Source organism: Bacillus sp. TCT6 (genome assembly GCF_056033845.1).
In genome coordinates, this window is record NZ_JBVYHX010000001.1 from 4,726,524 (window position 1) to 4,745,943 (window position 19,420).

The following is a 19,420-nucleotide window of genomic DNA, read 5'->3' on the forward strand; positions in this document are numbered from 1 at the left end:
AACGAAAGAAGAGAGAGAGGGAACAAACCCTCTCCCTCGTTTTGTCATTGATTGCTTATATAATTAAGAATTAAAGACCTTTAGAAGTCATGTAAGCTGCTAAGTCTACTACGCGGTTAGAGTAACCAGTTTCGTTATCGTACCAAGAAAGTACTTTAACCATGTTACCTTCCATTACCATTGTAGATAATGCATCGATTGTAGAAGAAGCTGTACATCCGTTATAGTCGATAGATACTAATGGCTCTTCGCTGTATCCAAGGATACCTTTTAATTCGCCTTCAGCTGCTGCTTTGAATGCTGCGTTTACATCTTCAACTGTTACTTCTTTGTCAAGTTCAACAACTAAGTCAACAAGAGAAACGTTAGCAGTTGGAACACGTACAGCGCCACCGTTTAATTTACCTTTAAGTTCTGGTAATACTAATGCTACAGCTTTAGCTGCACCAGTAGATGTTGGGATCATGTTTTCAGCTGCTGCACGAGCACGACGTAAATCTTTGTGTGGTAAGTCTAAGATTTGTTGGTCGTTAGTGTAAGAGTGAATTGTTGTCATCATTCCGCGTTTTACGCCGAATTTTTCGTTTAATACTTTAGCGAATGGAGCTAGACAGTTTGTAGTACAAGAAGCGTTAGATACTACGTTGTGGTTAGCTGCATCGTATTGTTCGTGGTTAACACCCATAACTACAGTGATATCTTCGTCAGAAGCTGGAGCTGAGATGATAACTTTCTTAACTGATCCACCTAAGTGTTTTTCAGCGTCTGATTTTTTAGTGAAACGGCCAGTAGATTCTACTACTACTTCTACTCCGTAGTCGCTCCATGGTAATTGAGCTGGGTCACGCTCAGCGATAACTTTAATTTCTTTACCGTTAACAACGATGCTGTTTTCGTTAGCAGATACTTCTGCATTTAAAGTTCCGTGAACTGTGTCATATTTTAAAAGGTGAGCTAATGTTTTAGCATCTGTTAAGTCGTTGATTGCTACTACTTCTACCTCAGAGTTGTTAAGAGCTGCGCGGAATACGTTACGTCCGATACGTCCAAATCCATTAATACCAATTTTAGTCATTTGAATTTCCTCCTTGGGGGATTATATTAAAGGGTAAAACCCTTTGTTAACTGTTTTGCTGCACCTTCATCTGTAATTAGAATTGAAGTGTGCCCTTGTTTAATTACAGCCTGTATTGCTTTTGCCTTTGAAGAACCTCCAGCGACTGCAACAACGTGAGATACATTTTGTAAATCCTCTAATTGCATACCAACTGTTCTTACTTTATGAACAACATTTCCTTCTTCATTAAAGTAGTAACCGAAAGCTTCACCAACTGCTTCGCTTGCTTGAATCTTTAACCAATCTGCTTCCGAAGTACTTCTGCGACGTGCCATTGTTAACGCATCACCTATTCCATGAATGACGATATTGGAAGATCGAATCAACTCAAGAACTTCTTTCACGGAAGGCTCTGTCACAATAGACGCATATGCTTCGCTACTAACATGGTCTGGAACATACAATAAGCGATAATTACTCATCGTATTTTGCGCCATCTTGGCACAAATGGTATTGGCTTCTAATTCAACACCTTCTCCGATTCCACCACGTGCTGGGACAAATAGCATATGTAAATCTTTACAATCAAGTTGCATCATGTCCGCAGCAGCAGCTAGCGTAGTTCCTCCAGCCACAGCAACGATATTATTCGCTGTCAGACGGTCTTTTATACAAGTCACACAAGCACGGCCCATCTCCAGTTTGACCCAAGGTGATTCATCACTATCACCAGGGACAACGAAAACTTCATCCAAGTCTAATGTTTCCTTAAGTTGCTTTTCTAAAACCTTTAACCCGGAAATTTCTTTCATAAAGTCTTCCAAAGCAAGAACTAAAGCTGTTCCTTCTTCTGTCAAAGTCATTCCAGAAGAAGCGACGTGAACTAAGTTTTGTTCTTTCAAAACTTGAACTTCACTTCGCAATACTCGTTCTGTCATACCGAGGCTTGCTGATAAGTTTCTTCTTCCAATCGGCTGCATGAGCCTAATGTATTGAAGAATTTGCATTCTCGTTTGCATAACAGGTAGCAGATCAGGTAATAATTTTTTTGTGTTCTGAATCCATGAGCGCATATCTTTTCTCCTCACTACATTGGTTCATTTTTCCTCGGTGGTCACTTTACGTCCCGTAGTGACATTTTGTGTCCCACATAGGTTAAAAAAATAATCCCTGCTACGTGTATTATTGTAACAGGAGATAGAAACTTATTCAACTCTTAACTGCATTCTTTATATAGTTTATTATGACACCTTTGTGAATGTTACCATATTCTACTTGTTTTCCGTCTATTTCTACAACCGGAATCATTAAATGATATTTTTCTAAAAGGTCATTATCTTCATATATATCTATTTCCTCGATTTGAAAAGAATATTCACATTGTACTTCCTGCAAAACTTGTTTCGCCTGCACGCAAAGACCACAATTCTTTTTTGTATACAGCACAACTTTCATCTTCTTCACCTATCCGATTGTTTTTCGCAATGACGAAGCTGGGATATGCATTTGTTCTCTATACTTCGCCACGGTTCTTCGAGAAATAACAATTTCATGCTCTTCTTCTAATAATTTTGAAATCTTTTGATCTGAGAGTGGCTTTTTCTTATTCTCTGCTTCCACAAGCGTTTGAATAAACTGTTTCACTCGCTTCGTTGAAACTGCCTCATCCTCTGTCGTCGAAACTGCATTACTAAAGAACGATTTCATCTCAAATAAACCGTGTGGCGTTTGCACATACTTATTTCTTGTTGCACGACTAATCGTAGACTCATGCACACTTAGCTCTTCCGCCACCTCTTTTAAAGCGAGCGGCTTCAAATACGCTGGACCTTCCCAAAAGAAATCACGTTGTTTTTCCATAATAATCGTCATCACTTGCAGAAGTGTTTGTTTTCTCTGTTTCAAACTGCGCATAATCCATTGCACATGCTGATACTTTTCTGAAACGTAAGATGCTACTTCACTTTCACTATTATTAAGAAGCGCACTGTACTCAGAGTGAATTTCAATTCTCGGCATATTTCTCTCATTCATCTGTAAAACGAGGCGATCGCCTTCTTTTTTCACTGCCATGTCAGGCACAATATACAGTGGTTTATCCGAAGAATACGCAAGGCCCGGTTTCGGCTGCAATGATGTAATACAGTTCACCGCCGATTGTAATTCTTCATTACTACACTTCAGCACATGAACGAGCTTTCGCCAATCCTTCTTCACGAAATAAGCAAAGTGCTCCTCTACAATATCTTCCGCTAATCCATCCCTTCTTTGTAAGCGCTTCAATTGTAAGGTTAAACATTCCTGAATATTACGCGCCCCTACCCCTGCTGGCTCCAGTGATTGGACAAGCTCTACAGAGCGGTCAACTACATGAATATGCGCAGAAAGGAGCTCTGCTAACTCTTCATTCGTTTCTTGTAAATACCCGTTTCCATCCATGTTCATAATAATGAAAGAAGCCACTTTCCGCTCTTCTTCATCTATTTTATAATACTGTATTTGATTTAATAAATGTTGCTGAATCGTTGTAGAATCCACACTGTAGATTTCCATCTGATTCTCGACTTGTTTGCTGGTACTTTTACTGTTGTTAGAGCTCTTTTTCTTCTCCCTCTCAAAACCACCTAACTCAATAAGGGGATTCTCTAACGATTGCTCATACAAAAACTCCGATAATTCTTGTACATTATACTGAAGCATTGTAATCGCTTGCCTTAACTCTTGTGTCATTGCCAAACGTAAGCTTTGTTCTTGTAAAAGACTTGCCTTCAAACTAATCTCCCCCTTGTTTCTATTGTACAATAAGTTTGGTAAAAGGAGAATCCTCACGCAGACGCCCATTCCAAAATATTATTAATTTATATGTATTAATGATATTTACAACTTACAACCGAAATTTGAATAATATTGAAAGAAAATAATAGTGCGACAAAAATTATTACCACATACTAATAGTAACCCTTAATTTTATATATAACAACATTAAATTTATCTCTGTTCAATTCCAAAATAAAAAGAGCAGTTTAGGTATAGTGACACTTCACTATGCCTAACTACTCTTTTACGATTCTCAATTAAGAAAGAAACCTCTTATTTAAAGCTAAGGAACTTTGATTCCTAATTACATAGGAATCATAGAGATAATCGTTCGATTCACTAGACGCTCCTTGAATTCCTCTCATCTCTTCCACAGACAACTCAACTATTTTTTTCACGCTTCTCTCGTTATTACTATCCATCATTTTTTGTTTTCTTTTCGAAAAAAATCCCATAATTTATTCCCCCCTGCAATTAATTATTTTTTAACAATTGAATGAATTTAAGGCTCTTACCACTTCTTAATACACCTTTCGGATAGACCTTCGCTGCAAACATAGCAATTAAGCTAATGCTAGCTAGTAATACAACCATAGATGTAATAATTTCTAAACTCCCAACGGATCCATTAATAATCCTAACTACCATACTAATTGGAGCTGTAAACGGAACATATGATGTCACCCTTGATACTAGCCCTTCAGGGTTATCAAGTACTACTAATAACTCCACCACTAAGCTTCCCATCAATATAAGAGTAATCGGCATCGTTGTTCCGGATAATTCTTCTGGCCTGCTTACCATAGAACCAAACACTGCGAAAAGTGCCGCATAAACGAAGTAACCGAGAACAAAATATAACAAGAAATATGCAGCATGCTCACCTGTAATCATATTTACATCAATATTCACTCCAAAAAACGAATCCGATACCTTAAAAATTCCAGATTTAATATATAGCGCCATACTAAGGAAGAAAATAAATAACTGTGTCAAACTAGCAAGACCGACTCCTAATATCTTCCCAAAGACCATGTGAACAGGCGACACCTTCGTTACCATCACTTCCATAACACGCGACGCCTTCTCTGACGCTACCGCTGTAGCAATCGCATTTCCATACGAAGTAATTGCTAAGTACATAATCGCTACTAATAAATACACCAGTAAGAATGAGCTTGTTTCTTCGTTATTTAAGTTTTGCTTTTTCGCTTGCACGTTCATCGTCAGTGATTTCACAGCCTCTTCTGATAACTGTTGTTTAACTACCGCACTTTGAAAATACTGATTTTGTACAAATACCTGCGCACTTTGAATCAACTTAGGATTATCCAGCTTCATAAAGTAATCTAATACTGGTTCAGCACCCGCACCCTCTTTTAATATAAAGAGCGCTTCGACTTTCTTATCTAACAATTCTTGCTTATATTGATTTAATTTTGTTTTATCTCCTAAAGACCAATCCCATTCTGGAAGAGCTTTACTAAGATTAGATTGATCCACCGTAACATTAGGTGCTTCAGAAATAAATACAACCTTTGCTTTTTCTTTCTCTCCAGAAAACTTTTGTACTAAAGTTGGAAAGGAGAATAAGAATATCCCTCCTCCTATTAATAATAATGTCATCCCAATAAATATTTTCGTCCTCACACGGTCCCAGTACGTTTGCCCTAAAACAATCCAGAAATTCCTCATTACTTATGCACCCGCCTTTTCAACAAAGATTTGATGTAAAGAAGGCTCTTTAATAGAAACATCTCGGATATATTGTTTAGTTTTAATATCTTCAAGCAGCGAAAATGCATCCTCTCCATCATTAACTTTAATCATGAACGTACGATTAACTTTTTCAAAATTGAAATTTTTCTTCTTAAGAATAGGTTCAATATCCCCTTCCGTTTGCAACGTCATATATTTGTATTGATAACTTTTCTTAATATCTGACAAAGCACCCGATAATACAAGTTGACCATTTTTCATAATACAAATTTCCTCACAGAACGTTTCTACACTGTCCATTTGATGACTACAAAAGATAATCGTTTTTCTTTGCGCAATTAACTCGAGCACAACATTTTTTAACATCTCTGCATTTACAGGATCCAATCCACTAAATGGCTCATCTAGTATGATGAATTCCGGATTATGCAATATCGCTGAAATCAATTGGATCTTTTGTTGATTTCCCTTTGACAATTCCTCTGTTTTCTTCTTTAAATGTGGTGTCATTTCTAATTTTTCTAGCCATTGTAACGCATGCCTTTTTGCAAGATTAGCTGGCATTCCTTCTAACTTGCCGAAATACACCAATTGCTCCACTACATTCATTTTCGGGTATAATCCACGCTCTTCTGGTAAATAGCCAATAGATAGGTCTTTCTTTGAAAAAGGGCGATTATTCCATAGAATTTGGCCGCTATCCGGTTTGATTAAATCTAAGATCATACGAATCGTTGTCGTCTTACCAGCACCATTTCGGCCCAGCATCCCTAAAATTCCACCTTCTTCTACACGTATATTTAAATCATTAACGGCTTTATATTCACCAAATGTTTTATTTAATCCTTGAATTTCAAATGCCATCCATAACAGCTCCTTTTAGCTTTTTACGAAATAAATAACCGCCATTCCTAATACAATCCCGCCTACCATCAACAAAAACTTTTTCATAACTATTTCCCCTTTCATTTACTTGTTAAGTCGTATCTTTATCATAGACTTCTTTCTGATGCTATTGTCCGCAATCCGTACTGTATTTACCGTAAAAAAGCGAACCACTCTTATGTGGTTCACCGCAATTTCAACAGATGAAGTTGATTGTATGAAAACTTCTTAAATGTTATTATAAAAATATTCAGAAATTAAATGATGTACCTACAAAGAGAGGTGTCCAAACCGTTGCAGATACAACGTAACTTCGTTTTCATTTCATGTGTAACTATCCTGTATTTTTGTTTACAAGGCTATATCTTATATAAAATAAACCAACCATATAGTGGAGTTCTTATTTCTAAAACAGACTCAGCTACATACACAATAGCAAAAATTAAATCCTCCGGTTGGGCTTTTCATACGGACTTAAAAGAAGGAGATATAATCTATTCGATCAATAAAGAAGAGCCTCATTTAGGAATACTTCCTGGATATCAAAACCAATCACTAAATGCATCAGAAATACAAGTTAAAAAAGACGATATCACCCAAACTTATAAAGGAACACAACATTTCATTGATTATCGTGACAAAATCATTTCTGTATACTTCCCCTTCCTACTCGCTTTTATTTGTTTAGGGTTATCTATTTTTCTTTATACAAAGAAGCCTTTGAACCGGGAAACATTCTTTTTGATCACGTTTCTATTCATGACTTCCTCAAGTCTTCTAATTGCAGTTGAATCTGGTAAAGGTGATTTTATCGCCCTCATTATTTTAAGTATTGTATTTCAAGGTACACCTATGTCTCTCATTTTATTGTTGAATGAATTATTCAAGAAAAAGCAACTATACGTCATTTCTATGAGATTTCTAAAAATCGACATTGCAATTGGCATTATTTTATTATCACTCTCTATTTTAATGATGTTCATTCCATTTCCCGTAGTTAATACCGATGGATTAGAACTAATTTACCTTTCAATAAATATTATCTTTTGCATATACTTTTTAATCAGTGCCTATATCAAATATCACAATACAGTACATAAACCATTTTTAAAATTAATGCTCACGATTCATTCCATTGCCTTCTTTCCGTTCGTTACACTCTATGCCCTTCCAGATGCAATATTCAGTACACCGATTCTCTCAGCAGATATTGGAGCTATGTTCCTAATCGCTCTTCCAATCGGTTATTTTTATTTAGTAGCGACGAAGCAGATTTTTGATATAGATTTTGTATTTGATCGTTTACGATATTACGCATTTCTGTCATTAATCCCAACTCTATTAATTGCAATCATTACGAGCTGGAGCATTTATTACAAAGGCAATTTTCTCTCTCGACTGCTGCAAAGTTTTATTATTATTTTTCCGTTAAACATTCTATTTCTCATATTAAAAGAAAGATTAGATTTTACATTCCGTAATCACCTCTTTCGGACTAAAACAAACTTATACGTAAACATTGAACAGTTTACCGCACAGCTATCATCTATTATGAAAACAGAAGAGTTAGAGAAAAAATTTACTAATGAAATCGTTTCGATGTTGAAATCTTCTTTCATTCAATTTGTTCAATATGATATGAAAGACAACACATATACACAATGCAACGGATATGGACAAACGAAAGATTTCACACTTTCTAAAAAGAAAAAATGGAGTATGGCAGCATTACTAATTAATGATTTATTAGAGGATGATGGATGCATCGGCACTTACTTATACTCTACTAAACATATAAAACACTACATCTGGATTGGAACAAAAGTGAATAATATTAAATATAATACGCATGAAAAATCATGGTTCATCACTGTCACGACATACGTCCGTCTTATTTACGAAAACTTGTATACCATTAATGAAATTATTCATTCTCTAGAGCAGGAGAGTTTAGAATCCAAAACAAATTCTGCAAGCTTATCGCGCCTCCTCTTTCAAATTTCTGAACAAGAAAGGCGCCGACTCGCTTCAGATTTACACGACTCTGCATTACAAGATCAAATCGTATGGTACCGCAAACTAGACTCTTTACTAAAAAACAAATCCGTTCCACTAGAATTAAAAAATGAACTAAAAAAAATCCACTTCGGTATGCACGATGTAATACAACAAATTCGCGACACATGTAATGAATTGCGTCCATCACTTTTATCAGATGCTGGTTTAATTGGTGCATTAAGAGAATTGCTAGCCCAAACACAATTACGTGTGCAGTTTCAAATTCAATTTGATCATGAATCAATTCAAGAACATCATTACGATTTTGACAAAATTTTATCTTTATATCGTATCATTCAAGAACTACTAACAAACGCAGATAAACATTCCGAGGCAACCATCGTATCGATTTTTTTATGGGAAGAGAATAACTGTATTTTCCTAGACTACCGAGACAACGGCAAAGGTTTTAATATAGACACTCCCTACTCTCCTAAGCAGCATATGGGGCTTTCCGGTATAAAAGGAAGGCTTCAATCAATTGGTGGAGAAATACATATAGTATCCGAAGCTAAAAAAGGACTTCAAATAAACATTACAGTTCCGAGGTGGTAAATAATGATTCGAGTATTAATCGTAGATGATCATCAAATTGTAGGCGAAGGAACAAAGAGCATGATTGAATTAGAAGAAGATATGCAAGCAGAATATATTTTAAATGAACAGGAAGCACTTATAAAAAGTGAAGCTACACCTTTTGACGTTTACCTCTTGGATATGAATATGCCCAATTGTAGTGGTATTGAACTCGCCCAGAAAATATTACATATTCAAACAGATGCCAAAATCATTTTATATACAGGTTTTGAATACGTATCCCAATTTAATTTATTAATAAACTCTGGTATCAGCGGAATTATTAGTAAATCAGCTTCTCAGCAAGAGCTATTAATGGCAATTCGTGCAGCTGTAAACGGATATACTTTACTTCCTATTTCGTTATTACGTCAACTACGTACAGACGATATAACAACTCAACAACTTGAAAATAAAACCGCTCTTCTTACACAAAAAGAATTAGAAATCTTAGAATCCGTCTCTAAAGGAAGTAGCAATAAACAAATTGCTGATGAGCTGTACATGAGTTCAAGAGCTGTAGAATACAACCTAACAAAAATCTTCAAAAAATTAAAAGTAGGATCACGCTCCGAAGCTTTAACAGAAGCAATGAGACACGGCATTTTGAAAGTACACATATAAAATGAAACTTCCATCAGTTTGTTTTGTTTAACCCTCAAATAATGGAATACATAAAAAGTCCTAACCTACAAAACGTAAGTTAGGACTTTTTGACGCGCCCAGAGGGATTCGAACCCCCGGCAGACGTGGTACCGGAAACCACCGCTCTATCCGACTGAGCTATGGGCGCATGATCCAATTGTTAAGTATAAATTACTCGAACAATTCTGCTTTGTTAATTATATAGGAAATAATACCTAATTTCAATCAATTCAACCATTAAAAAAGGAGCGAATTCGCTCCTCTTATAACTATTTAATTAGCTTTCCGTTATACATTTTCCAATAAGAATACAATTCTTTCTCTGGCATGTATGCCCCTCTACTTTCCACAGAGCCCGACACCGTGATCTTATCTCCTTGTTTAACATTCACTATCTCTTTCTTATTATCAAATCTTACAATAAACGTATGCGCACGTTCCTCGCCAGTAAACTCACTCCAAGGTTTAGTAATTTGCTTCGTATTCACTACAACTTTAGAGCCAATCATATCCGCAACATAACCGCTCCATGTAAACACTTTTTTATGAATATTTTCATCATAAAACTTACTATTTTCATCTGCGCTTAACGCATAATATTTATTTAAAAATCCCTCGAAAGGCAAGTTCGTTAATTCCGCTTCTGCTTTTTTCTTTTCATCCTCTTGCGCTTTACGCTGCTCTTCTTCTGCTTTTTTCTTCTCAGCCTCTTGTGCTTTACGCTGTTCTTCTTCTACTTTTTTCTTCTCAGCTTCTTGTGCTTTTAAGCGCTCCGCCTCTTCTTTATCTTTCTTCTTTTTCTCTTCTTCCGCTTCTTTCTGCGCTTTTTCTTCTGCTTTCTTTTCTTTTTCAGCTTGTTGCTCAGCCTTTTTCTTCTCTTCTTTTTCAGCTTGTTCTCTCGCTTTTGCTTCCTTCTCTTTCTTTGCTTCCTCAGCTTGTTTCGCCGCTTGAGCCTTTGCTCCCGGACTAGGCTCATGAGTAACAGCTCCTACAATCAACAGAAGAAAGCCTATTACCATAGCACCTAATATTTTTTTCTTATATGGTTTTAGTCGTTTCATAAAAAAAGAAAAAATAAAAACAATAGACAGGATTGGAAAAGTAACAAATCCTACTATCGCCATTAATAAAAATAAAGTATTCATGTACAACCTCCGTATTAAAATTACATAAGTGCCCATTATAAACGGATATACCATGCTAAATAAAGAAATTTATATTGGTATTAAATTCCTTATCTTCTATCCTTCCTATGAAATCACCTTCATTCTATACACTCTTTCCCTTTCCCAAAAGCGCCCCCTAAATTTTCCAATCATAAATTCTCCCCAACTCACAAATTATAACCTATGAATTGATATTCCAAAGGGGGCTTCATTCAATGACTGTAATTACGAAACTAAAGCAAACTGTTTCTGGATTAAAAAGTGCACAAGCTAGCTTAGAGGGATTCGCTCTTGATACGGATAACCAACAAGCTAAGCAACTTTTTCAAACAGCTGCGCAGCAAACACAAACGATTATCGATTCTTTAAACCCACGCGTTGAAGAAGTCCAACAAGAAGAACCACAATACTCACAGCAATAACGAATCCGTCTTGCTGTGAAATAGAAAAAGGATGATATGCAGTCATCCTTTTTCTATCACATTACATATTGCAATAGAAATGGAATGATAATTATGCGAAAACTCGGTCTCATAACCGCATTATTTGCACTTCTATTTAGCTCTTTTACTGGATGTGATAATAGTCCTTTAGATAAAAAAGTGAAAGAAGAAGCAAAACGAACGGAGAAAGAAAAAGGTCCAAAGTTAACAAAGACGAGTACGGAATCCTTTAATCAATCTATATCACAAGGAGCGAAGAAAAGAGCTCTCGCTATGGATGAAATTATAAAAAGCACAGCAGTGAATTCAAATTTAGATCTCTACATAGCAGTTACACCTGAGCATCACGAAAGGTTTGGATTAAAACCTCTTCGTAAAAAGCTTCAAAAGCAGCTAAGTGATGAGCATCCTACTTTCGATGTTCGTGTCAGTACAGATAAAAAAATCTTTATGTTACTCGAAAAACTCGAAAGAAAAATTAAGGAAAAAGAAGTATCTAAAGATGAAATTAATAAACAATTAAAATTCATTGGTAAAAAAATGGAGTCTAACACTTAACGCTTTTTAAAAGAAAAGGAAGGATTGCAATGTCTAGTAAAGATAAAAACTTAACCCCTGTACAACAGGAGTATAAAAAATTCGAACAAGAACGCGAACCGAAACGACCTGTCTTAAAAAATTGTATAAAAGCCTTTTTCGTCGGTGGTTTTATTTGCTTCATCGGTCAACTCATTTCTACTTTTTATATCACATATTTTGATTTCACTGAACGCTCAGCAGGAAATCCGACAGTCGCAACTCTTATTTTCATTTCTATGTTACTAACTGGATTTGGTATATACGATCGTTTTGGACAGTTTGCTGGTGCTGGTACAGCTGTACCTGTTACTGGATTTGGTAACTCTGTTATTGCCGCATGTATTGAGCATCGAACGGAAGGATTTGTCCTTGGCGTTGGCGGCAATATGTTTAAACTAGCGGGTTCTGTTATTTTATTTGGTGTATTTTCGGCTTTTGTCATCGCACTTATTAAAACGATTCTCGTTCAATGGGGAGGGCTATAAATGTTACAAGGACACCGAACGTGGGTATTTGAAAACAAACCAGTCATTATCTCAACAGGGGTTGTCGGTGGACCATTTGAAGCAAAGGGAAACATCCCAGAAGACTTCGATATCCTTCATGAAGATTTATGGCTTGGGCAAGATTCCTATGAAAAAGCACATAAAATTTTATTCGAAGAAGCTTGTAGTCGCGCTACTGAAAAAGCAGAACTTCGTAAAGATGATATTCAATTTGTACTCGCAGGAGATTTAATTAATCAAATTACCCCTACAAGCTTTGCTTGCCGCACATTGGGCACTCCTTATCTCGGATTATTCGGAGCTTGTTCTACTTCTATGGAAGGTTTAGCACTTGGGGCAAGTATCGTAAATGCAAAAGGTGCAAAATATTTATTAACTGGAGCTTCAAGCCATAATACTGCTGTAGAAAAACAATTCCGCTACCCTACCGAATACGGTGGACAAAAGCCGCCTACTGCACAGTGGACAGTAACCGGAGCAGGAGCCGCTATTTTAAGCGATACTGGACACGGTCCAAGGGTAACCTCTGCAACAATCGGACGAGTGGTTGATATGGGATTAACGGATCCGTTTAATATGGGAGGCGCAATGGCTCCAGCTGCAGTTGATACAATTGAAGCCCATTTACGTGAACGCCAAATTGATGCCTCTTACTACGATTTAATCGTAACAGGCGATCTCGGACATGTAGGACGCGAAATTGCTTATGACTTACTACATAAACACGGAACGAAAGTAACGAGCGAACAATTTCAAGATTGCGGAATTATCATTTATAGAGAAGGACAACCTGTCATAGCTGGTGCTAGCGGGCCTGGATGTTCCGCAACAGTCGTGTACGGTCATTTATTAAACCGAATGAAAAGAGGAGAGTTCAAAAAAATACTTGTCGTTGCGACAGGCGCTTTACTATCTCCACTTACATTCCAACAAGAAGAAACGATTCCGTGTATCGCTCATGCCGTTTCGATTGAATTTGGAGGTGCAACGCAATGATTTTTTTCTGGGCTTTCGTCATTGGCGGACTCATATGTGTAATCGGCCAACTTATGTTTGATGTCGGCAAACTAACACCCGCTCATACAATGGCAACACTCGTTGTTGCTGGAGCTATATTAGATGGATTTAATTTGTATGAGCCATTAATTGATTTCGCTGGAGCCGGGGCAACTGTACCTATTACAAGCTTTGGTAATGCCCTCGTTCATGGCGCAATGGAAGAAGCTGCAAAACATGGCATCGTTGGCGTTATTACCGGCATGTTTAAAGTAACGAGCGCTGGTGTATCAGCAGCTATTATTTTCGGCTTCATTGGAGCATTGTTATTTAAACCGAAAGGATAAGAGGTGTTTATATGACTGTTATCGCTAGCGTAAAAACTTGCCTTGCTAGTGTAAGAGGCGCTCAAGCAAGCTTAAGTTCCCTTTCACTAAATTCTACAGACGATGAAGCTAAACGCGTATTTCATGAATGTATGTTAGAAATGGACAGTGTCATCGCTGATTTACAGGATAGAGTTTCAGTATTAGAACGTGAAGAACCTCAATATAAAGGGTTTTAAGTAGACTGGAGGAAATGACTATGTCTCACCTACCGGAATGGACACTTGTCATCCTTCGCTCTGTATTCATATTAATTATTTTATTCACTATTACAAAGTGCTTAGGAAAAAGGCAAATCTCTCAGCTTTCCTTTTTTGAATACATAGCGGGAATGACAATCGGTGATATCGCTGCTCAAATAGCTACAGGGCTTGATCAAAAGTTTTTCCACGGTGTCTTTGCAATACTTATTTTCGCCTCCGTACCTTTTTTCGTTGGAATTCTTTCCTTGAAAAACAAAACTGCTAGAGATTTCTTTGAAGGGAAGTCTACAGTTTTAATAAAGGATGGCAAAGTACTTGAGGATAATTTAAAGAAAGAGAAATATACAAGTGATGAGTTACTTGAACTTCTTAGAGGAAATGGTGCATTTAGTATAGCTGAAGTCGAATTTGCTGTCTTAGAACCGAGCGGAGAATTAAATGTATTATTAAAGAAAGATTCTCAGCCACTTACTGCAAAAGATCTCGGTTTAAAAGTGCCAAATGAAAAAGAACCACAAACTGTTATTATGGATGGAAATGTACTAGATGAACCACTTTCAGCAAACGGGCATAACCGCGCTTGGCTACACTCTGAACTAGAAAAGCTCGGTGTTGTTATCGAAAATGTTTTTCTCGGTCAAGTAGATTCATACGGACAACTTACTATCGACATTTACAATGACAAACTACAAATGCCTTCTCCTCAAAATAAGCCTTTATTATTAGCATCTTTAAAAAAATGTCATGCTGATCTTGAACTATTTTCTCTAGAAACAAAGTCGAAATCAGCAAGCGAAATGTATAGTAAAAACGCGAAACAAATCGAAAAGATTTTAAATAGAGTTACCTATCTTTTAAAAGACTAATTATCGAAAGAACGCTTCAGTTAACAAGCGTTCTTTTCCTTTTTCTCCAGTTTTCATAACGTTTAAATTTATGGAATTCGGTTATGATGTTGAAGATACATAAGCAGGGAATTTCGAAAACATAGCGAATATTTCATGATACAACTACATATTTTTTTGATTTAAAGTGGTTTCGTTTGACCTTTATTGACCATAATTGTATTATAAGACTAAGAAAGCTTTAGAAGGAGGAAATAACAGATGAATTTAATTCCTACAGTAATTGAACAAACAAATCGTGGAGAACGCGCTTACGATATTTACTCTCGACTATTAAAAGACCGCATCATTATGCTTGGTAGTGCAATTGATGACAACGTAGCTAACTCAATCGTTTCCCAGCTTTTATTCTTGGAATCTCAAGATCCAGAAAAAGATATTCACATCTACATCAACAGCCCTGGTGGTTCTATCACAGCAGGTATGGCAATCTATGATACAATGCAGTTTATTAAACCACAAGTATCAACAATCTGTATCGGTATGGCAGCATCTATGGGTGCATTCTTACTTGCAGCAGGTGAAAAAGGAAAACGTTATGCACTTCCAAACAGTGAAGTAATGATTCACCAACCACTTGGTGGAGCACAAGGTCAAGCGACTGAAATCGAAATCGCTGCAAAACGTATCCTATTCTTACGTGAAAAACTAAACCAAATTCTTGCTGACCGCACTGGTCAACCACTTGAAGTACTACAACGCGACACAGACCGCGACAACTTCATGACAGCAGAAAAAGCTTTAGAATACGGTTTAATCGATAAGATCTTTACAAATCGTTAATAACTAAAAGCGGAAGCGGCTCGTTCAGAATCGCAGGGCGATGGAGCACCTGATTCCGAGGCGATTTTTGCCTCGAATGAAGGGCGAAACGACCGGAGATTCTAGCCGCTGGAGCTGGATATACTAAAAGCGGAAGCGGCTCGTTCAGAATGGGAGGAGGATGGAGCTTCTGACAAAGAGGTGCTTTTTACCTCGGCGGAAGAAGCGAAGCCACCGACCATTCTAGCCGCTGGAGCTGGATACAACTAAAAGCGGAAGCGCCCTATAATTGGGCGCTTTTTTATTATCATATACCTCCGTCTGTATACCCTATCCAGTATCCCTCTAAATATATCAACGATTTTTCAATTATATCGAACAAAACTCAAATTATATCAACGATTTTTTTAATATATCAACGGTTCGACACAACATATCGATTTACCGACAATCTACGACAAGGACAAACCACCTACATACCCCCTATCCCGAAAACTCCCTTTAAGTAAACAGCAAAAACAAAAAACTATCGCATATACGCGATAGTTTCTTATTGTACATATGCAGCTAATGCTTCTAAAGCCTCTTCTGCATCTGAACCTTCTGTTGTAATTGTTATCATGCTACCAGTTCCAATTGCTAAGCTCATAATCCCCATTATGCTCTTTGCATTTACTGTCTTTCCATCTTTCTCAATGAAGATATCTGCATGAAAGCGATTTGCCTCTTGTACAAACAACGCAGCCGGACGTGCTTGTAAACCGTTTTTTAATGAAACCTGAACTCGTTTTTGAACCACAGCTCCATTTCCCCTTTAACCTCTTATTTTTTTGCTACCGTTTCCCCCGCGCGTAATTTCTCTGCAATTTCATCGATTTTACGCAAACGATGATTAATACCCGATTTACTAATTTTCCCCCCGGATACCATCTCACCTAACTCTTTCAATGTTACATCTTGATAATCTCTTCGTAGCTGCGCAATTTCTCGTAGTTTATCTGGCAATATATCAAGACCAACCGTCTCATCAATATAGCGGATATTTTCAATTTGCCTTAGCGCTGCACCAATTGTTTTATTTAAATTAGCTGTTTCGCAGTTCACTAAACGATTTACGGAATTACGCATATCACGTACGATTCTAATATCTTCAAATCTTAAAAGCGCATTATGAGCACCAATAATATTTAAAAATTCCGTAATTTTCTCCGCTTCTTTCAAATACGTAATGTACCCTTTTCTTCTTTCCAGCGTCTTACTATTTAAATCAAATCCGTTCATCAGTTCACATATAGCATCATTATGTTCCTTATATAACGAAAAGATCTCTAAATGATAAGATGATGTTTCTGGGTTATTTACTGAACCACCTGCTAAAAATGCACCGCGTAAATACGATCGTTTACAACACTTCTTCTCAATCAATTCTTGTGATATATTTCGAATAAATGAAAAGTCATCTCGCACGATATGAAGATCGGCTAATATTTCGCGAGACTTCTCAACAAGCCTTACGATATATACATTATTTTTCTTCAATCGCATTTTTTTACGAACAAGCAATTCTACCGTTACGTCATATCCCTTTTTCAAAAGCGTATAAATTCTTCTTGCAATTGCCGCATTTTCTGTTTGAATATCAATAGATAGACGACGGTTTGAAAAAGAAAGCGATCCATTCATTCGAAGTAACGCTGATAATTCAGCTTTTTCACAGCATTCCTTCATTTCAAGGTTCGTCAGCTCTTTCTTTGTTTCTGATGCAAATGACACAGTCAACACCTCCTTATACGATTATTATGGAACAAAATTCTTGTCCTATATGAATGAGGAGCGCTACCTCAAACGAGGCAACGCATATTTATAACAATGAATATAAAATCGAAGCTAACTTTAACGTATCATGCCTTACAACACGATCATCATACTTCGCTAATCCACCTTGAATGACATCAATATTATTTTCAGCAAAACGTTCTTCATCCACTACAACTGGTGTAGACATTTCTTCCTCATATAACTTACGTAATTCACAAGGAATATCACGGTTATTTACAATTGCAGTATTGATAAATGGTTGCCCTAAATGATCGTGTAACGCCTGCACATGATCAAAAGCAGTATATCCCATCGTTTCACCCGCTTGTGTCATAACGTTACATACATACACCTTATTCGCCTTTGCAGCAAGAACAGCATCCCCAATTTTATTAACAACTAAGTTGGGTAATATACTTGTATACAAACTTCCTGGACCGAAAACGAGTAAATCAGCTCGTTTAATCTCAGCCAACGTTTCATGCAATGGCTCTACATCTTCTGGAGTTAAAAAGACACGATTAATCTTCTTTCCGTAATAAGGAATCTTTGATTCGCCTGTTACAATTTCTCCATCTTCAAGTTCCGCATGAAGTACCGCACTTTGATTCGCTGCTGGTAATACACGTCCTCTGACATTTAATACTTTACTTGTTTCCGTAATTGCATGGAAAAAGTCTCCTGTAATTGAGGTCATACCTGCCAACAATAGATTTCCTAACGCATGACCTTTCAGTCCGTCCCCTGTTGTGAAACGGTGCTGAAATAAAGCTTCCACCAGTGGCTCTACATCCGATAACGCAACAAGTACGTTACGGATGTCACCTGGAGGTGGAATTTCTAGCTCATCACGTAATCTACCTGAACTGCCACCATCATCAGCGATTGTAACAACTGCTGTAATATCAACAGGATATTGCTTTAATCCTCTTAATAAAACAGAGAGTCCAGTTCCGCCTCCCATGATAACAATTTTAGGCTTTCTCTCTTTTTTCATCCCTTAATGGCCCTTTCTCTTCTCCACATCACGATGAGATACATGAACACTATACTCTGGTTTCAAATGTTTCCCAAGGTATTCTGTAAGCGTAACAGAACGATGCTGTCCACCTGTACATCCAATTGCAATTACAAGTTGACTTTTGCCTTCTCTTTTATAATGAGGCAACATGAAAGTAATCAGATCCGTCAACTTCTCTAAAAACTTATGTGTCTCATTAAATTTCAGTACATACGAAGAAACTTCTTCATCTAGTCCTGTTAATGGCTTCATATGTGGAATGTAATATGGATTTGGTAAAAAACGAACATCAAATACTAAATCTGCATCAATTGGAATACCGTACTTAAATCCAAATGACATAACATTTACACGAAATGCTTGCTCAGTTTCTGTTGAGAACAAGTGAACAATTTTTTCACGTAATTCTTTCGGTTTTAAATCCGATGTATCAAGCACAATATTCGCTCGTGCCTTCATATCTGTTAATAAATCGCGCTCTGCTTCGATTCCCTTTAACGGCAAACCAGTTGGTGCAAGTGGATGCGAACGTCTCGTTTCTTTATAACGAGTTACAAGCGTACTATCTTTCGCATCTAAAAATAAAATATGAGGAATAATCCATGTACGTTCTGATAAATCATCAAGCGCTCCCCATAAATGTTCGAAAAACTCGCGGCCACGTAAATCAATACCAAGTGCCACTTTATTCATTTTCCCTTTTGAATCCGCCATAAGTTCAATAAACTTTGGCAATAACATCGGTGGCAAATTATCTACACAAAAATATCCTAAATCTTCAAAACTTTGTAAAGCTACTGTTTTTCCAGCTCCAGACATCCCTGTAATAATTACCATTTTTATATCATTATTCTCTGTCATCGTATCCTCTCCTTGAC

22 protein-coding genes and 1 tRNA gene are annotated in these 19,420 nt (G+C 37.0%); 10 read left to right on the plus strand and 13 right to left on the minus strand.

Annotation, left to right across the window (positions count from 1 at the left end):
* Positions 1-70: 70 nt before the first annotated feature.
* The 7 genes from gap to AC0ONG_RS24400 all read right to left on the minus strand — a co-directional run bounded on the left by gap (position 71) and on the right by AC0ONG_RS24400 (position 6,457).
* Positions 71-1,075, minus strand: coding sequence for a type I glyceraldehyde-3-phosphate dehydrogenase (gene gap, locus AC0ONG_RS24370; RefSeq protein ID WP_000161234.1), 1,005 nt, complete (start codon positions 1,073-1,075; stop codon positions 71-73).
* Between the two features lie 26 nt (positions 1,076-1,101).
* Entirely contained in the window at positions 1,102-2,130 is a 1,029-nt protein-coding gene (gene cggR, locus AC0ONG_RS24375) for a gapA transcriptional regulator CggR (protein WP_001258185.1), read from the minus strand.
* Positions 2,131-2,266: 136 nt separating this feature from the next.
* Positions 2,267-2,512, minus strand: a complete 246-nt coding sequence (locus AC0ONG_RS24380; protein WP_000869737.1) for a glutaredoxin family protein — start codon at positions 2,510-2,512, stop codon at positions 2,267-2,269.
* Positions 2,513-2,521: 9 nt separating this feature from the next.
* Positions 2,522-3,829, minus strand: a complete 1,308-nt coding sequence (rpoN, locus tag AC0ONG_RS24385; protein WP_000647951.1) for an RNA polymerase factor sigma-54 — start codon at positions 3,827-3,829, stop codon at positions 2,522-2,524.
* Positions 3,830-4,131: 302 nt separating this feature from the next.
* Positions 4,132-4,329 carry a hypothetical protein gene (locus AC0ONG_RS24390; RefSeq protein WP_000505575.1) on the minus strand — a complete coding sequence of 66 codons (198 nt, stop codon included), beginning with the start codon at positions 4,327-4,329 and terminating at the stop codon, positions 4,132-4,134.
* Positions 4,330-4,348: 19 nt separating this feature from the next.
* Positions 4,349-5,569: an ABC transporter permease gene (locus AC0ONG_RS24395; protein ID WP_136997763.1), complete on the minus strand. Its 1,221-nt coding sequence runs from the start codon at positions 5,567-5,569 to the stop codon at positions 4,349-4,351.
* A 3-nt stretch (positions 5,570-5,572) separates the two neighbouring features.
* Positions 5,573-6,457, minus strand: a complete 885-nt coding sequence (locus tag AC0ONG_RS24400; protein ID WP_000863493.1) for an ABC transporter ATP-binding protein — start codon at positions 6,455-6,457, stop codon at positions 5,573-5,575.
* Between the two features lie 282 nt (positions 6,458-6,739).
* Here AC0ONG_RS24400 and AC0ONG_RS24405 point away from each other — a divergent pair, with 282 nt between their 5' ends.
* Positions 6,740-9,091: a sensor histidine kinase gene (locus AC0ONG_RS24405; RefSeq protein WP_003280732.1), complete on the plus strand. Its 2,352-nt coding sequence runs from the start codon at positions 6,740-6,742 to the stop codon at positions 9,089-9,091.
* 3 nt (positions 9,092-9,094) lie between these two features.
* Positions 9,095-9,736, plus strand: coding sequence for a response regulator (locus AC0ONG_RS24410; protein WP_127726032.1), 642 nt, complete (start codon positions 9,095-9,097; stop codon positions 9,734-9,736).
* Between the two features lie 93 nt (positions 9,737-9,829).
* On the opposite strand, the gene AC0ONG_RS24415 is transcribed toward AC0ONG_RS24410, so the two are convergent.
* Together AC0ONG_RS24415 and AC0ONG_RS24420 are read right to left on the minus strand one after the other, a co-directional pair.
* A tRNA-Arg gene (locus tag AC0ONG_RS24415) sits at positions 9,830-9,905 on the minus strand.
* A gap of 121 nt (positions 9,906-10,026) precedes the next feature.
* Positions 10,027-10,902, minus strand: a complete 876-nt coding sequence (locus AC0ONG_RS24420; RefSeq protein WP_001093924.1) for a hypothetical protein — start codon at positions 10,900-10,902, stop codon at positions 10,027-10,029.
* 236 nt (positions 10,903-11,138) lie between these two features.
* Here AC0ONG_RS24420 and AC0ONG_RS24425 point away from each other — a divergent pair, with 236 nt between their 5' ends.
* From AC0ONG_RS24425 to clpP, 8 genes are all read left to right on the plus strand, one after another.
* The gene (locus AC0ONG_RS24425; protein WP_000216166.1) at positions 11,139-11,345 is read left to right on the plus strand and encodes a DUF1657 domain-containing protein; all 207 of its coding nucleotides are present in this window, start codon (positions 11,139-11,141) and stop codon (positions 11,343-11,345) included.
* A gap of 93 nt (positions 11,346-11,438) precedes the next feature.
* On the plus strand, positions 11,439-11,924 hold the full coding sequence (locus AC0ONG_RS24430) for a YhcN/YlaJ family sporulation lipoprotein (protein ID WP_001228545.1): 486 nt from the start codon (positions 11,439-11,441) through the stop codon (positions 11,922-11,924).
* A gap of 29 nt (positions 11,925-11,953) precedes the next feature.
* Positions 11,954-12,430, plus strand: a complete 477-nt coding sequence (spoVAC, locus tag AC0ONG_RS24435) for a stage V sporulation protein AC (RefSeq protein ID WP_000095399.1) — start codon at positions 11,954-11,956, stop codon at positions 12,428-12,430.
* Positions 12,431-13,447, plus strand: coding sequence for a stage V sporulation protein AD (spoVAD, locus tag AC0ONG_RS24440; RefSeq protein ID WP_000938972.1), 1,017 nt, complete (start codon positions 12,431-12,433; stop codon positions 13,445-13,447).
* A complete protein-coding gene (gene spoVAE, locus AC0ONG_RS24445; protein ID WP_000575919.1) occupies positions 13,444-13,794 on the plus strand; it encodes a stage V sporulation protein AE in 351 nt (116 codons plus the stop codon). Before spoVAD ends, spoVAE begins: the two co-directional genes overlap by 4 nt.
* Before the next feature lie 11 nt (positions 13,795-13,805).
* Positions 13,806-14,012, plus strand: coding sequence for a DUF1657 domain-containing protein (locus tag AC0ONG_RS24450; protein ID WP_000215916.1), 207 nt, complete (start codon positions 13,806-13,808; stop codon positions 14,010-14,012).
* A 20-nt stretch (positions 14,013-14,032) separates the two neighbouring features.
* Positions 14,033-14,902 carry a DUF421 domain-containing protein gene (locus AC0ONG_RS24455; protein ID WP_000018929.1) on the plus strand — a complete coding sequence of 290 codons (870 nt, stop codon included), beginning with the start codon at positions 14,033-14,035 and terminating at the stop codon, positions 14,900-14,902.
* A 240-nt stretch (positions 14,903-15,142) separates the two neighbouring features.
* Positions 15,143-15,724, plus strand: a complete 582-nt coding sequence (gene clpP, locus AC0ONG_RS24460) for an ATP-dependent Clp endopeptidase proteolytic subunit ClpP (protein ID WP_001049162.1) — start codon at positions 15,143-15,145, stop codon at positions 15,722-15,724.
* Between the two features lie 529 nt (positions 15,725-16,253).
* Here the strand turns inward: clpP and AC0ONG_RS24465 are convergent.
* From AC0ONG_RS24465 to rapZ, 4 genes are all read right to left on the minus strand, one after another.
* Positions 16,254-16,502 (minus strand): HPr family phosphocarrier protein, encoded by a 249-nt coding sequence (locus AC0ONG_RS24465; protein ID WP_000250307.1) that lies wholly within the window; start codon positions 16,500-16,502, stop codon positions 16,254-16,256.
* A gap of 23 nt (positions 16,503-16,525) precedes the next feature.
* Complete coding sequence (gene whiA / locus AC0ONG_RS24470) at positions 16,526-17,476, minus strand: DNA-binding protein WhiA (protein ID WP_000006563.1); 951 nt, start codon at positions 17,474-17,476, stop codon at positions 16,526-16,528.
* An 88-nt stretch (positions 17,477-17,564) separates the two neighbouring features.
* Entirely contained in the window at positions 17,565-18,518 is a 954-nt protein-coding gene (locus tag AC0ONG_RS24475; RefSeq protein WP_000712190.1) for a gluconeogenesis factor YvcK family protein, read from the minus strand.
* A 3-nt stretch (positions 18,519-18,521) separates the two neighbouring features.
* Positions 18,522-19,403, minus strand: a complete 882-nt coding sequence (gene rapZ, locus AC0ONG_RS24480; RefSeq protein ID WP_000138458.1) for an RNase adapter RapZ — start codon at positions 19,401-19,403, stop codon at positions 18,522-18,524.
* Positions 19,404-19,420 lie beyond the last annotated feature (17 nt).